This is a genomic window from Larkinella sp. C7 (genome assembly GCF_006149005.1).
Classification (GTDB): domain Bacteria; phylum Bacteroidota; class Bacteroidia; order Cytophagales; family Spirosomataceae; genus Larkinella.
The window spans coordinates 201,358-214,650 of record NZ_VBSL01000009.1; the positions used below are offsets into that span (position 1 = coordinate 201,358).

The following is a 13,293-nucleotide window of genomic DNA, read 5'->3' on the forward strand; positions in this document are numbered from 1 at the left end:
ATCACTCGAATGAAAAAGATACACTACTGGTTTTTGTCCGTCTGCCTGATCCTGAGTACGACCTCCTGCGAGGATTATCTGGAACGCTTTCCGCTGGAAGGCCCCGCCGACCAATCGTATTTTGCCAACGCCAGTGAGCTGGAACTGGCCGTCAACGGCTGTTACAAGGGCATGAATTTTCACCCCAGCGATGGGATGCCGACCCAGCTTTTGCTGGATGTTTGCACCGATATCAACTGGGACCGGAACAACAGTGCCATGCAGCAAATCGGCAAAGGAAGCCACGACAGCAACAACGGTTTTGTGCGCTCGGTCTGGAATGAGTCCTACAAAATTATTGGCCGCTGTAATTTTATCCTGGACAACATGAACAAGCTGGACGGCAAAATGGATGCGACGCTGTATGCCCGCTACCAGGCCGAAGCCCGTTTCATCCGCGCTTACCAATACGGTTATCTGATCGAACTGTTTGGCGGGGTTCCGCTGGTGACCAAAACGCTGGGACTGGCCGATGCGCAGGTTCCGAAAAGCACAAAAGACGAATGCGCCACCTTCGTGATGAATGAACTGGACGAAGCGGCCAAGGCGTTGCCAACCAGCTATGACGCCAGAAATACCGGTCGGGCCACCCGGCAGGCGGCTCTGGCTACCAAAGCCCGGACGGCCTTATACAACGAGAAATGGGACGTTGCGGCCACCGCTGCCAAAGCCGTTATGGATTTGAATATCAACAAACTACACCCGAATTTCGGAGAGCTGTTTTCATATAAAGGCCAGAATTCCAGTGAAATCATGTTCTCGTTGCAATACCTGAAAGGAACGCTGACACACAGCACCCCGCAGAATTTTCTGTCACGCAATGCGCAGGGCGCTTCCAACAAGGTGCCGGGGCAAATGCTGGTGGATTCGTACGAGTGTACGGACGGTTTGTCGATCGATAAGTCGCCTTTGTATAACCCGAAAGATCCGTTCAAAAACCGCGATCCGCGCCTGGATTTTACGTTGGCCGTACCGGGTTCCAACTACTTCAATTTCAAGTTTGAAACCCACAAAGACAGCGTCAAAACGATCAATTATGCCACGGGCGCGCGGGTTGACAACCAGGATGCCATTCACGCCTTTGCGACCTACACCGGCTACTGCTGGCGGAAATACACCGACCTGACGGACAAAGACGACCGGAGCAATTCGGAACTCAACATCATTCTGATCCGCTACGCCGAAGTGTTACTGATCTACGCGGAAGCTAAAATTGAAGCCAACCAGATCGACCAATCGGTTTATGACGCCATCAATGCCGTGCGGCAGCGGGTCAACATGCCGGCCATCAAAACCGGCAAAACGCAGGCTGAACTTCGCTCGATTATTCGCAAGGAACGGAAGTATGAATTGGCCAATGAAGGCTTTCGTTTATTTGACATCCGTCGCTGGAAAATCGCTGAAAAGCTGATGAACGGAAATTTCCTGGGCCGGATTCCGAAAGGGTTGCTGGCGACAGCGCCGGTGATCGACGCCAACGGAACGCCGGATTACAGCAATGTGCCTAACAAAGCCGACATGCGGGTGGTCGAACTCCGGATTTTTAATCCGAACCGCGATTACCTGTGGCCGATTCCGTACATCGAAACCGTTACGAATAAAGTACTGACTCAAAACGCTGGTTATTAAATTATAAAACGGATGTCTGATCATCTCTAAATTGCTTTTGAGCGGCTCTGATAGGAGGGAGTTACAGTTACCCCGGAGGGGTGGTCTGTTAATAGTCAATAGGAACCCAGTTAGTGACCGTCAGCCCCGGCTGGGGCGCTCTAAGGAATGCCCTTACGCTAAGTCCGCCCCAGCCGGGGCTTGGAATCTGGACTTCTGGACTCTGCCTATTGACAGATCGGCCCTCCGGGGTAATTCCTGTTAGAGCAGTTTAAAGGAGATTTAGGAGTAATAAACCTGCCTGAAACTAAAACTAATGCCTGCAACCCGACGCCACTTTCTGAAACTATCCGGCCTGAGCGGTCTAGCCCTCACCGCCGGACTCCCCGAACTGTACGCCAGCACAAGCGCTCAGCTGGCGGAGACTGAGTATGATCTGATCATCGTTGGAGCCACGCCCGGCGGAATCATGGCCGCCGTTTCGGCTTCCCGGATGGGCAAAAAATCGTTGATTCTGGAGCGGACGGCCTACATCGGCGGTTTGCCCGCCAACGGTCTGGGGGCCACCGATATCGCCACCCGGGGCGCAACGGGCGGGTTGTTTCTGGAATTTGTGCAGCGCATCAAGGCTTATTACGTCGAAAAATACGGAGCGGATTCGCAGCAGGCCACCGACTGTGCCAATGGCTACCATTTTGAGCCGTCGGTAGCCGCCAAAATCTTCGATGGCTTTTTAAAAGACAGCCCGAATGCGACGGTGTTGACCCTGCGGCAGTTCGATTTTGAACCCGAAAATCTGACGATTGAGAAAAACCGGATTCGGGGCATTCGCGTCATCAACCGAACGACGAAAAAAACGGAAACCTACCAGGGGCGGTTTTTTATCGACGCGACCTACGAAGGCGACCTGATTGCGGCTGCGGGCGTTCCGTTTTTTCTGGGCCGGGAAGGCAAATCGGAATACAACGAAGTGGGAGCCGGTCGGGTGTATAAATACTGGGCCGGGCCGGAGGGCGAAGGCTCGACGTTTCAGGGCGACAATGCCGTTCAGTCGTACAATTACCGCCTGTGCGTGACCAACGATCCGAAAATCCGGGTCAAAATCCAGAAACCGGCGCGATATAACCGCGAAGAATATGTGTCGCTGATCAATGACGTCAAAACCGGCACCTATACCGGCGTCGCCATGACGAAACTGACCGATGCGCAGAAGGCTGAAATTCAGCGCAAGACAAAAGCGGGCGTGTCGCCGGACGTTCCCGGAATGCCGAAAGGCATCGCCTGGCTGACGAACATGGTCAAACTGCCGAACGGGAAAAACGATGGCAATAACCAGCACCACGCCTTCATTTCCACCGATTTACCGGAAGAAAACTGGCCCTATCCGACCTCCGGCTGGGAGTGGCGCGACCGGTTTGCTCAACGGTTGCGGGAATACACGGAAGGCCTGTTTTACTTCGCCCAGAATGACCCCGAATTACCCGAGTGGTTTCGGAACGAGTGCGCACAATGGGGCTGGGCCAAAGACGAATACACCGACAACGGAAATTTTCCCCGGCAGTTGTACGTTCGGGAAGGTCGCCGGATGAAGGGAAAATACATCTTCAAAGCCCAGGATGCGCAGCCGGTCAAACCGGGCGGCCGACCTCCGCTCCACGCCGACAGCATCACGGCCAGCCACTACGCCCTCGACTCGCACGCGGTTCGGAAACGGGAAGCGGGCAAAATTCACCTGGACGGTTTTATCAGTTATCCGTCGGCGGTCTATACGGTTCCGTTCCGGGTCATTGTGCCGGATTCGCCTTTGGAAAACCTGCTGGCGCCGGTTCCGGCTTCGGCCACGCACATCGGTTTTTCGACGCTCCGGATGGAACCGTGCTGGATGGCCCTCGGGCAAGCCGCCGGAACCGCTGCGGCCCTGTGCGTCCAGAAATCACAGTCGGTACATGACCTGTCGGTACCGGAATTGCAGAAGTCGTTGTTGCAGCAAAAGGCCATTCTGGTGTATGAGAAGGGACTTTCAACAGCCGACCCGAATTTTGAAGCCAACCAGTTGGCCGCTTTGAAAAAATAAAACTATTACACAGAGTTGATCAGAGGAAATCTGGGTTAATCAGAGTTTTTCTCTGTGTATCTCTGATATACTTTGATCAACTCTGTGTAACAACTCTTTAGAAAAACATGCGATACCTACTACTTTGCCTCAATCTTCTTCTCTTTACCTCCGCCATTGCCCAGCAGCAGGTGGACATCTGCGTCTACGGCGGCACATCCGGGGGCGTCATTGCGGCTTACACGGCCCGGAAACTGGGAAAAACCGTGTTGCTGATCGAACCCGGCAAACACCTCGGCGGCATGACCTCCGGCGGTTTGGGCCTCACCGACATTGGCAATAAATACGCCATTACGGGCATCTCCCGCGATTATTACCGGCGCATCGGGCAGCACTACGGCAAGTTCGAGCAGTGGATTTTTGAACCGCACGTAGCCGAAAATCTTTTCAACGACTACGTCAAACGAGGCCAGGTCGATGTGCTGTTGTCGCACCGGCTTTCGAGTGTAAAAAAGACGAACGGAACCATTCAGGAAATTGTGCTGGAAGATTCGGAAAAACCGGCTGCCAAGCGCACCGTTCGGGCCAAAATGTTCATCGACTGCTCGTATGAGGGCGATTTGATGGCGAAAGCCGGTGTTTCGTACACCGTTGGCCGGGAGGCTAATTCGAAGTACAACGAAACCATCAGTGGGGTGCAGCTCATGAAAGGCCACCAGCTTCCCGATGGCATCGACCCGTTCAAGACCCCCGGCAAACCGGAATCCGGCCTGCTCTGGGGCATTAGTCCGGCGAAACTGGAACCGGATGGAACCGGCGATACCAAAGTTCAGGCGTATAACTACCGCATCTGCCTGTCGTCCGATCCGGCCAATCAGGTACCCATTACGCGCCCGGCGGGTTACGATTCTACGATGTATGACCTGCTCGCCCGGCTGATTGAAGCCCAGCCGCAAAAGCGCACACTCAACGACTATTTTATCTGGAGCGGAATGCCCAACAAGAAAACCGACATCAACAACCGGAACGGTTTTTCGACGGATATGATCGGCATGAATTACGAGTATCCGGACGGAAGCTACGGGAAACGGGCGCAGATTATTCGCGATCACGAGCTGTATACCAAGGGATTGCTGTATTTCTTCGGCCACGATTCGCGGGTTCCGCAGGAGCTTCGGGAGCAGATGCTGAAGTGGGGCTATCCGAAAGACGAATACACCGATACCGGCAACTGGTCTCCGCAGCTTTACGTTCGGGAAGCGCGCCGGATGGTGGGGGCGTATGTGATGACGCAGGCCAATTGCCAGGGAAAAGAGGTCGTGACCGATGGCGTCGGCATGGCGGCTTACACGATGGATTCGCACAACATTCAGCGGATTGTGATCGAAAAAGACGGCAAGAAAATGGCGAAGAACGAGGGGAACGTTGAGGTGGGCGGTTTCGGGCCGTACCCGATTGCCTACCGCGCCCTGATTCCGAAAGAAACCGAGTGCCGGAATCTGCTGGTGCCGGTTTGCCTGTCGGCGTCGCACATTGCCTACGGATCGATTCGGATGGAGCCGGTTTTTATGGTGCTGGGCCAATCGACGGCCTTGGCGGCTTCGATGGCCATCGATGCGAAAACCAGTGTACAGAAAGTGGACATTGCTAAATTGCAGCAGGAACTGAAAATGAATCCGTTAGCGGACAAAAGTACACCTGAAATCCTGGTCGATAATGACGACCAGGCGTTGACAACGACAACCGGCCCCTGGCGGCTGGAAAGCAAGAGCAAGGGCGGCTATGGCCCGTCGTATCTGATCCACGAAGGACAGGGCACCGAAGCTGCATCGGTGCGGTTTACGCCGAACATTGTCAAGGCGGGTAAATACCGGATCTATACCTATTTCCCGCGCCTGGCCAAAAGTGCTTCCGAGTTGGGGGTAACGGTTTCGGACGGAAAAAGCCAGAAGGCTATTCCGATTAAACCCGCTGATATTGTGGTGGTTGGCCAAACGTCCGGCGAATGGGTGTCGCTTGGGGAATACGACCTGCCAAAAGGGAAAACGGCCTCGGTTGAAATTGCGGTCAAGCAAACCGACGGGCCGGTGGTGGCCGATGCGGTTTTGTTCGTACCGGCGTTTTAACATCCGTGGGTACGTTTAATTTCAATTTGGTGGCTGGTTGACAGTAGAGGAAAGCCTGATCGGAGCTTTAACGGTTAGCAATCTTCATTTCATTCCTTCATGATTCTTGATCTTTTCTCCCTTCAGGGCAAAACGGCGCTGGTAACCGGCGCGAAACGCGGTATCGGGAAAGCGATGGCCATCGCGCTGGCCGAAGCCGGTGCCGACATCATCGGGGTCTCGGCCACGCTCGAACCGGGTAGCGAGGTGGAAACCGCCGTAACCGCACTGGGCCGCAAGTTTTATCCGTTTCCGGTCGATTTTACGGATCGCTCCGCGTTGTACACGTTTCTCGAAACCGTCCGCGACGAGTGTCCGCCCATCGATATTCTGGTCAACAATGCCGGGAACATTCGCCGAAAACCGGCGGCCGAACATCCGGACGAATACTGGGACGAAATCATCGACATCAACCTCAACGCCCAGTTCATTATCAGCCGGGAAATCGGTCGCGAGATGCTGGCGCGGGAGGTGGACTACAACCGAAAAATCATTTTTACTGCTTCTCTGCTCACCTTTCAGGGTGGCATGACGGTGCCGGGCTATGCCGCCAGCAAAGGTGCCATCGGGTCGCTGACCAAAGCCCTGGCGAATGAATGGGCGTCGAAAGGCATCAACGTCAACGCCATTGCGCCGGGCTACATCGCCACCGACAACACGGCCGCGCTCCGGGCCGATGCCGACCGCAATCCGGCCATTCTGGCGCGTATTCCCGCCGGACGCTGGGGCGAAGCTGACGACTTGCAGGGAGCCGTCGTTTATCTAGCGTCGCAGGCTTCCAACTACGTGCAGGGAACGATTCTGACCGTCGACGGCGGGTGGATGGGTAGATAGGTCGACCGAAAATCGTAAACATTCGGATCCGTTTCGCAGTTATGGATGGAAACAACCCTCACCATGATGGACACGAACGAAAACGAAAATCAGGAAATCTTCGACCCGCAGGCCCGGGACGAATCATATTATTCTAAAAATCCATACCAGCACGGTACGTCCGATTACGGGAAACCGAGTGAGGGCGTAGGAACCGGCGAAATGGTGGTTCCATCGGCTGATGGGGGCGACGTCGCCCACGACATCAGTGCCGACCGGGAAGACAACCGGGGTAATTTTGAACATGAAGCCCGCCCGGATAGCCACGGATCGACACAGGAATGGGATGTAGATCCCAATGTGATTGCCGAAAACCGGCAGGATGCGGCCCATGCGCCGGATAGCGTCGAAAGCGGTTTGCCCAGCAGCATTGAAGGTCTGCCCGATAATCCGTCGGACGAAGCGCTGTTTGTCCGCAAAGGTGCCACGTATCTGGAAGAAGGTGACAAGCCTTCCGAGAACTACGACCCGCACCACATGGGGTATGGCGATGGCGACGATGATGAGAAAAAAGATAAGTCGTAAAATAAAGTTGAATCTTTGCGAAAACGGCCTGCTGATCTTAGCAGGCCGTTTTTTTATAATTCGGATGGCGAACGCTGCGTCAACTGACGAGCGTCTTTCACAAAATGAGAGAAATCGGTGTAGCCAACCTCTTCAAATGGATACCGGCTTCCATACCGTTGATACAACTGAAGAGCGTTCTTGAATCGAAGCAGTTTCTGGCAATATTTGGGCGAATAGCCGAGGGTTTCGTTGAAATACCGGTGTAATGAAGGGTACGAAACGCCTAGTTCGTGGCAGATTTTGCTCAAGTGTTGCTCCCGGTTTGCGGTTTTTGGCCCAAATTTCTGCAAAACCGCCTGCACAATTTTGAGCTTGTAATTCACTTCTACCCGCTGAATTCGCTTCAGCAACAGAGTTTCCACCAGGCGGACGCGTTCGTGAAACACGGGAACGGTTTGTAATTGCTCTTCCAGTTCGTCCGGGCGGATCAAAATACTTAAGTCCGCATGGGTGTTTTCTATTTCCTGAGTCTGGAAATGAAACAGTTTACCCAGCATTCCCGGTTTGAATTTGACGTAAAATTCGTGAACGCCAGCGGGATAGATGGACGTGTGCAGATCCGTCAGATTTCCGAGCAGCCGGGAACCGTGTCCGGTTTTAACCGCGCCGGTTTTCTGGTTGATCGAAAGCCAGTTCTGCGGATGCAGGCTAATGCACAGTAGATTGGAGAGGTTAGGTAACCCATTCAAATACAGTGGATTCGCTAAGGTCGCAGGTTGATTCACTTCAAAATAATAGTCGACAAAAACCGTCAGTGCCGGGCTGGGGTGGGCCAGCCGGAAATGCGGTTCTGCTTCGTCTTCATAAATAACCCGTCCCTTGTTCATGACACCAGTCGAAACAGCAGTTCGACCCCCAGGCCGGTGATCAGAAACCGCTCTTTTTTGTTTTGTAACAATTGCTGCGTCCAGTCGACAAAACCGCCGTCGCCAATTTCATAGTCCTGACCGCCAACTGTAATCAATACCTTGTACTGTAGTCCTTTGTAATAGTGGTTTTCATGATTGGGGGCGGTTTCGGTTTCGATGACGAGGTCGGGCCGACGTTGCAGGAGATGGTCTTTCGCCTGTTCCAGCAATCGACCGTCCTCACTTCGTTGAATGAGTTTAAACCGCAGCGTGTCCATCCGCAGGGCGTCGCGCAAAACAGCGGTCACCACGGCCAGGTGTTCGGCCAGACTTTCGCGCTCAAACTGAAAACTGCCGGTATCGCGTCCCGACGAGACCAGACAACCGATTTTAAAGTGTTGGGTATGCCCTGCAACGGCCACTTTCGGCGTCCGGACATGCCGTTGAATGGTGCTGAACCGGAGTTGGTCGGTGGGCGAAACCGGTTTCCATTGTCCGCTCTTTTTCAAGTCGCTAACGTGCAGCGCGAGCGCGTTGGTGGCGTCGGCCAGCACTTCGGTGCCGCGCAGGGCCGACAGGATTTTTTGCTGATCGGCGGTTGCCACCACCGAGCAGGAACCCAAAGGTGCCACCGGCGACAGTTCGATGGCTTTGAATTGAAACGTCTCGAATAGCTGTAAAAGCTTGGTTTCCAGACCGCGCAAAGCCAGGAAATTGGTGTCGGCCGGTTTGACGAAGCGGTTTTTCTGGTAGTGTTGCAGCAATTCCGCCGGTGCCAGCCGCCCGGTTTGCCGATTGAACACCTCGAGCAGCAGCGAGTTCAGTTCCGAGGGTGTCAGTTCGTCCGACAGCACCTGTAGAAGGTCCGGTCGGTTAATTCGATTCAGGATTTTCTCGACAATGGTCATGACAGCAGCGCGGTTACTTTCTCCTCGTTGACGAGGCTATACCGGTATTCATCCACGACTTTTCCGTTCTTGTAGACAGCCGCTTTCTGAATGACATCCCGTACAAATCCATTTTTTTCCAACACCCGCATCGACGGTTTATTGTAGGCCATGATGCCCGCAAAAAGCCGGATCAGCCGGGTGGTTTCAAACGTATACTGAACGAGGTGACGAATGGCAACCGTGGCAATCCCCCGACCCCAATAGGGTTCGCCGAGCCAGTAGCCAATTTCGCCCGACAATTGATGAATGTCCGTTTGCGGAATCACACCGCTAACCCCCGCCAGCTTTCCGTCCAGATAGATTCCTAAAACCAGGCCCATAGCACCATCCTGAGCGGCTTCGATGAAATACACCGCGTCGTTGAGCGAATACGGATGCGGAAAAGAATCCCGCAAATTGAGCCAGATGGCCCGGTTATTGGCCAGTTGGGCAATGGTTTCGGCATCCCCGGTTTTCAGGCTGGCCAGTGTGATGCCGTTTTCGCAGTCAAGTTCGATTCGCTCCGTCATACCTGCAAAGTTGGTGGCAATCTGGTTGAATTCAGGTGTAAAAATCGATCATCTTGTAAAAAACGCATTTTATGGAAGCTTTTTACTAAAAAAGTTGCCGCATCGGTCCCGGTTTTCTAATATTGTTGCGTTGTAGCATTACAGCAAACCAATCGTGAACTCAAATTACATTTTTATGAAGATTACGCTCAACACGCTGGCCCGGGTGGCTTTGTTGGCTCTGGTTTTAAACGTCGTCAATTCGTCTCAAACCGACGCATCAGGCCCCAAAAAAGGAAAATGGGTCAAACTTTTTGATGGAAAAACATTAACCGGTTGGCACAGCTACCTGAAAAAGGAAGCGTCTGACAAATGGCAGGTGGAAGACGGGGCCATTGTGTTGACCAGCCGGGGCGGGGGCGATCTCGTAACGGACAAGGAATACGAAAACTACGAACTGGAACTCGAATGGAAGATTTCGGAAGGCGGCAACAGCGGAATCATCTACCGCGTTCACGAAGATCCGAAATTCAAGAGCACGTATAACTCCGGCCCGGAAATGCAGGTGCTTGACAACGAGCGGCATAAGGACGCCAAAGCGGGTAAAAACGGAAACCGGACCTCCGGATCGCTCTACGACATGCTGCCGCCCTCGGATTTTTCGGCTCAGAAAGTAGCCGGTGAATGGAATAAGGTTAAATTGGTGGTCAACAACGGGAAAGTCGAGCATTACCTGAACGGTAAGAAAGTGGTTGAATACCGCACCAGCGGTCCGGAATGGGATAAAATGGTGAGCGAAAGCAAGTTCAAAGGCTGGGAAGGTTTCAACCAGTTCAGCAAAGGCCACATCGCCCTTCAGGACCACGGCGATAAAGTATGGTATCGGAATATCCGAATCAAAGAATTATAGTTAATATCGAATACTGAATAACGAATGTTGAATAACGAACGAGTCGTGTTTATTTCATCATTCAATATTCGTTATTCAGTATTCGATATTAGCATCAAAATCCTTCCTATATGAAAACCCCTTCCCGCCGTTCGGCCATCAAAACCCTGGCCGGAACCGCCCTGACCTTTTCTGTTATCGACTCTTTAGCCGCTCAAATGGAAGAAACCCAGAAAACCGCTTTCCCGGCCCTGAAAGGCCGGATCAACCACTCCGCCTGCAAGTGGTGTTACGGAAAAATTCCGCTGGAAGACTTTGCCAAAGCCGCCAAAGAAATCGGCCTGACCGGCATCGATCTGCTGGGACCGAACGAATGGCCGATCGTTAAAAAGTATGGTCTGACCTGCTCGATGGCGCAGGGGGCCGGGAAAGGCATCAACGACGGTTTCAATGATCCGAAACTGCACGACGAACTGGTGGCGAGTTACGAGGCCATCTTCCCGAAACTGAAGGAAGCGGGGTTGAAAAACGTCATCTGTTTTTCGGGAAACCGGCGCGGTATGGACGATCAGAAGGGGATGGAAAACTGCGCGGTGGGCCTGAAACGACTCATGAGCAGTGCCGAAAAACACGGCGTGGTGATGGTGATGGAGTTGCTCAACAGCCGGGTTGATCACAAGGATTACATGTGCGACAAATCCGCCTGGGGCGTTGAACTGTGCAAAATGGTCGGTTCTGAAAACTTCAAGATGCTGTATGATATTTACCACATGCAGATCATGGAGGGCGACATCATCCGCACCATCCGGCGGGATCACCAGTATTTCGCTCACTACCATACCGGCGGCAATCCGGGTCGTAACGAGATCGACAACGGGCAGGAACTGTATTACCCGGCCATTATGCAGGCCATCGTTGACACGGGCTACAAAGGCTTTGTGGCGCAGGAGTTTATTCCGAAGCGCGATCCGCTGACGTCGTTGCAGGAGAGTATTGCGATTTGTGACGTGTAGCTTCCGGGTCTTGGACTAAAGTCCGTGAATAAAAGGATTTAAAAAGGCTTCTCTGTGACCAGGGAAGCCTTTTGTGTCTATGTAGGATTAGGGTATTGAATGAATAGAGTACCCTGAAAATCCACTACCTATGAGCACCGAAACGCCAGACCAGTAGAGCAAGCTGCTGGGCGACATCAGCGACGAGGAACTCGGATTTGCCGGCGCATTTGCGTGATGTGCTGCCTGATCCGGAAGCGCTGAAGAAATTACTTGGCTGACCCTTTCGGCCTAAGCTAATGAAACCAAACACCGGCTTCTCCACGTATGAGGAAGCCGGTGTTATAAAAGTAGAATTGTTGTTTACTGCGCATACGTGATAAACCGCTGCGATTGCACCGCGGGCAAGGAACCAATTTCAATCTGGCGAACGATTTTCTGGTTGCCGTCGGTGATTTCCAGGTAGTAAACACCGGTTTTCATCCCTTCAAAATCAAATTTGCGCCAGTGGTTGGCGGGTGTTTTGCTCAGGGCTTCCCGGTAAAGAACCGTGCTGTTGGCATCTTTCAGCCGGATGGTCACTTTTCGGGGCTCCCGAACGGCCAGCATCACATTGATCTTCTCCTGGGTGCCGAGAAACATGTTCACATCAAAGGCCGACTGGCTGGCCTTTGGATCGTTGGTTGCGGTTACCTGGGCATTCGATACCGTTACGAGTAAACCGATTAAAAGGGTCATCAGTACGTGTTGTGCAATCGTTTTCATGAGTCTGTGTTGTTTAGTTTCTGTGACAAAGGTGCAGCGTTTTGGAATATTAGCAAAACGAATTATTTTTGTCGAAATCATGAAAATTATTCATCATGGAAATCCGGCATCTGCAAATGGTGAAAGAGGTCGCAAGTTGTGGCAATCTCACCAAAGCCGCCGATCGGCTGTACCTGACCCAATCGGCACTGAGCCATCAGTTGAAAGAAATTGAGGGCTTTTTCAATACCCAGTTGTTCATCCGCGACAAAAAGCAGATGCGGCTGACGGATGCCGGTACGGTGGTTTTGGAGGCCGCCGAGAAAATTCTGCGGGAAGTGGCCGAAACCAAAGCCCGAGTCAAGTGCCTGACCGACAAGGAGTCCGGCGAGGTGCGGCTCTGCACGGAATGCTACACCTCCTACCACTGGCTGTCGGGATTTCTGCGGGCCTACCGGGATATTTACCCGAAAGTGGATGTAAAAATCGACATCGAAGCCACGCACTACGCCGAGCAACACCTGCTTGAAAACAGGATCGACGTCGCGATTCTCGAAGATTCTGAAAATCCAAAATTGACCTACACGCCACTTTTTCAGGACGAGTTCATGGTAATCGTAGCGCCTGACCACGAATGGGCGGGGCGCGAGTGGGTAGATCTGGAGGAGTTTGCCGGTCAGAATTACGTCATGTACAACATCCCGGAAGAGGAAAGCTCCAATTTTCAGATGATCTTCAAAAACTGCCGACCCCAGCGGCTTTATAAAATGACGTTGACCGAAGCCATTCTGGAGATGGTCAAAGCCGGAATGGGCGTGGCGCTGCTGCCCAACTGGATTGTCAAACCGTACCTGAAATCCGGCGAATTATCCGCCGTCTCGCTCACCCGGAAACGGTTCCTGCGGACGTGGTATGCCGCGACGCTGAAAAACAAACAACACGCCCCGTATACCGATGCGTTCATCGAGAAACTGGCGTCGTATATGAAAGAACTTGACGGTTATGCCGTTCTTTGCCCGGCCTAAAGCCAGCCGGTTTTTGCCCGATCCGGGTTATTTTATCAGACAACCGATTTCT

The 13,293-nt window shown here is 52.9% G+C and carries 12 protein-coding genes; 8 read left to right on the forward strand and 4 right to left on the reverse strand.

Going from position 1 to position 13,293, the window contains the following annotated elements:
* Positions 1-9 precede the first annotated feature (9 nt).
* The 5 genes from FH871_RS22050 (at position 10) to FH871_RS22070 (ending at position 7,263) form a co-directional block, all read left to right on the forward strand.
* Entirely contained in the window at positions 10-1,668 is a 1,659-nt protein-coding gene (locus FH871_RS22050; RefSeq protein ID WP_138993598.1) for a RagB/SusD family nutrient uptake outer membrane protein, read from the forward strand.
* A 295-nt stretch (positions 1,669-1,963) separates the two neighbouring features.
* Entirely contained in the window at positions 1,964-3,721 is a 1,758-nt protein-coding gene (locus tag FH871_RS22055; RefSeq protein WP_138993599.1) for an FAD-dependent oxidoreductase, read from the forward strand.
* A gap of 107 nt (positions 3,722-3,828) precedes the next feature.
* Positions 3,829-5,826 carry an FAD-dependent oxidoreductase gene (locus FH871_RS22060; protein WP_138993600.1) on the forward strand — a complete coding sequence of 666 codons (1,998 nt, stop codon included), beginning with the start codon at positions 3,829-3,831 and terminating at the stop codon, positions 5,824-5,826.
* A gap of 99 nt (positions 5,827-5,925) precedes the next feature.
* Positions 5,926-6,699, forward strand: coding sequence for an SDR family NAD(P)-dependent oxidoreductase (locus tag FH871_RS22065; protein ID WP_305036507.1), 774 nt, complete (start codon positions 5,926-5,928; stop codon positions 6,697-6,699).
* Between the two features lie 45 nt (positions 6,700-6,744).
* Positions 6,745-7,263, forward strand: a complete 519-nt coding sequence (locus tag FH871_RS22070; RefSeq protein ID WP_138993601.1) for a hypothetical protein — start codon at positions 6,745-6,747, stop codon at positions 7,261-7,263.
* A gap of 53 nt (positions 7,264-7,316) precedes the next feature.
* On the opposite strand, the gene FH871_RS22075 is transcribed toward FH871_RS22070, so the two are convergent.
* From FH871_RS22075 to FH871_RS22085, 3 genes are read right to left on the reverse strand one after another with little or no spacing between them, the layout of a single operon-like run.
* Complete coding sequence (locus FH871_RS22075) at positions 7,317-8,132, reverse strand: helix-turn-helix domain-containing protein (protein WP_138993602.1); 816 nt, start codon at positions 8,130-8,132, stop codon at positions 7,317-7,319.
* Positions 8,129-9,061 (reverse strand): hypothetical protein, encoded by a 933-nt coding sequence (locus tag FH871_RS22080; protein ID WP_138993603.1) that lies wholly within the window; start codon positions 9,059-9,061, stop codon positions 8,129-8,131. Before FH871_RS22080 ends, FH871_RS22075 begins: the two co-directional genes overlap by 4 nt.
* Complete coding sequence (locus FH871_RS22085) at positions 9,058-9,612, reverse strand: GNAT family N-acetyltransferase (protein ID WP_138993604.1); 555 nt, start codon at positions 9,610-9,612, stop codon at positions 9,058-9,060. The genes FH871_RS22080 and FH871_RS22085 overlap by 4 nt, the downstream gene beginning before the upstream one ends.
* Positions 9,613-9,787: 175 nt before the next feature.
* Between FH871_RS22085 and FH871_RS22090 the strand changes: the two genes are divergently transcribed.
* Complete coding sequence (locus tag FH871_RS22090) at positions 9,788-10,501, forward strand: DUF1080 domain-containing protein (protein WP_138993605.1); 714 nt, start codon at positions 9,788-9,790, stop codon at positions 10,499-10,501.
* Between the two features lie 110 nt (positions 10,502-10,611).
* The gene (locus FH871_RS22095; RefSeq protein ID WP_138993606.1) at positions 10,612-11,493 is read left to right on the forward strand and encodes a hydroxypyruvate isomerase family protein; all 882 of its coding nucleotides are present in this window, start codon (positions 10,612-10,614) and stop codon (positions 11,491-11,493) included.
* A 342-nt stretch (positions 11,494-11,835) separates the two neighbouring features.
* Here FH871_RS22095 and FH871_RS22100 read toward each other — a convergent pair whose 3' ends face one another.
* Positions 11,836-12,237: a hypothetical protein gene (locus FH871_RS22100; RefSeq protein WP_138993607.1), complete on the reverse strand. Its 402-nt coding sequence runs from the start codon at positions 12,235-12,237 to the stop codon at positions 11,836-11,838.
* A 95-nt stretch (positions 12,238-12,332) separates the two neighbouring features.
* Between FH871_RS22100 and FH871_RS22105 the strand changes: the two genes are divergently transcribed.
* Positions 12,333-13,241 carry a LysR family transcriptional regulator gene (locus FH871_RS22105; protein ID WP_138993608.1) on the forward strand — a complete coding sequence of 303 codons (909 nt, stop codon included), beginning with the start codon at positions 12,333-12,335 and terminating at the stop codon, positions 13,239-13,241.
* Positions 13,242-13,293 lie beyond the last annotated feature (52 nt).

Excerpts from the sequence above, each read along its gene's own strand:
- FH871_RS22050 (WP_138993598.1), top strand. The coding sequence starts at position 10 with ATGAAAAAGATACACTACTGGTTTTTGTCCGTCTGCCTGATCCTGAGT.
- FH871_RS22055 (WP_138993599.1), top strand. The coding sequence starts at position 1,964 with ATGCCTGCAACCCGACGCCACTTTCTGAAACTATCCGGCCTGAGCGGT.
- FH871_RS22060 (WP_138993600.1), top strand. The coding sequence starts at position 3,829 with ATGCGATACCTACTACTTTGCCTCAATCTTCTTCTCTTTACCTCCGCC.
- FH871_RS22065 (WP_305036507.1), top strand. The coding sequence starts at position 5,926 with ATGATTCTTGATCTTTTCTCCCTTCAGGGCAAAACGGCGCTGGTAACC.
- FH871_RS22070 (WP_138993601.1), top strand. The coding sequence starts at position 6,745 with ATGGAAACAACCCTCACCATGATGGACACGAACGAAAACGAAAATCAG.
- FH871_RS22075 (WP_138993602.1), bottom strand. The coding sequence starts at position 8,132 with ATGAACAAGGGACGGGTTATTTATGAAGACGAAGCAGAACCGCATTTC.
- FH871_RS22080 (WP_138993603.1), bottom strand. The coding sequence starts at position 9,061 with ATGACCATTGTCGAGAAAATCCTGAATCGAATTAACCGACCGGACCTT.
- FH871_RS22085 (WP_138993604.1), bottom strand. The coding sequence starts at position 9,612 with ATGACGGAGCGAATCGAACTTGACTGCGAAAACGGCATCACACTGGCC.
- FH871_RS22090 (WP_138993605.1), top strand. The coding sequence starts at position 9,788 with ATGAAGATTACGCTCAACACGCTGGCCCGGGTGGCTTTGTTGGCTCTG.
- FH871_RS22095 (WP_138993606.1), top strand. The coding sequence starts at position 10,612 with ATGAAAACCCCTTCCCGCCGTTCGGCCATCAAAACCCTGGCCGGAACC.
- FH871_RS22100 (WP_138993607.1), bottom strand. The coding sequence starts at position 12,237 with ATGAAAACGATTGCACAACACGTACTGATGACCCTTTTAATCGGTTTA.
- FH871_RS22105 (WP_138993608.1), top strand. The coding sequence starts at position 12,333 with ATGGAAATCCGGCATCTGCAAATGGTGAAAGAGGTCGCAAGTTGTGGC.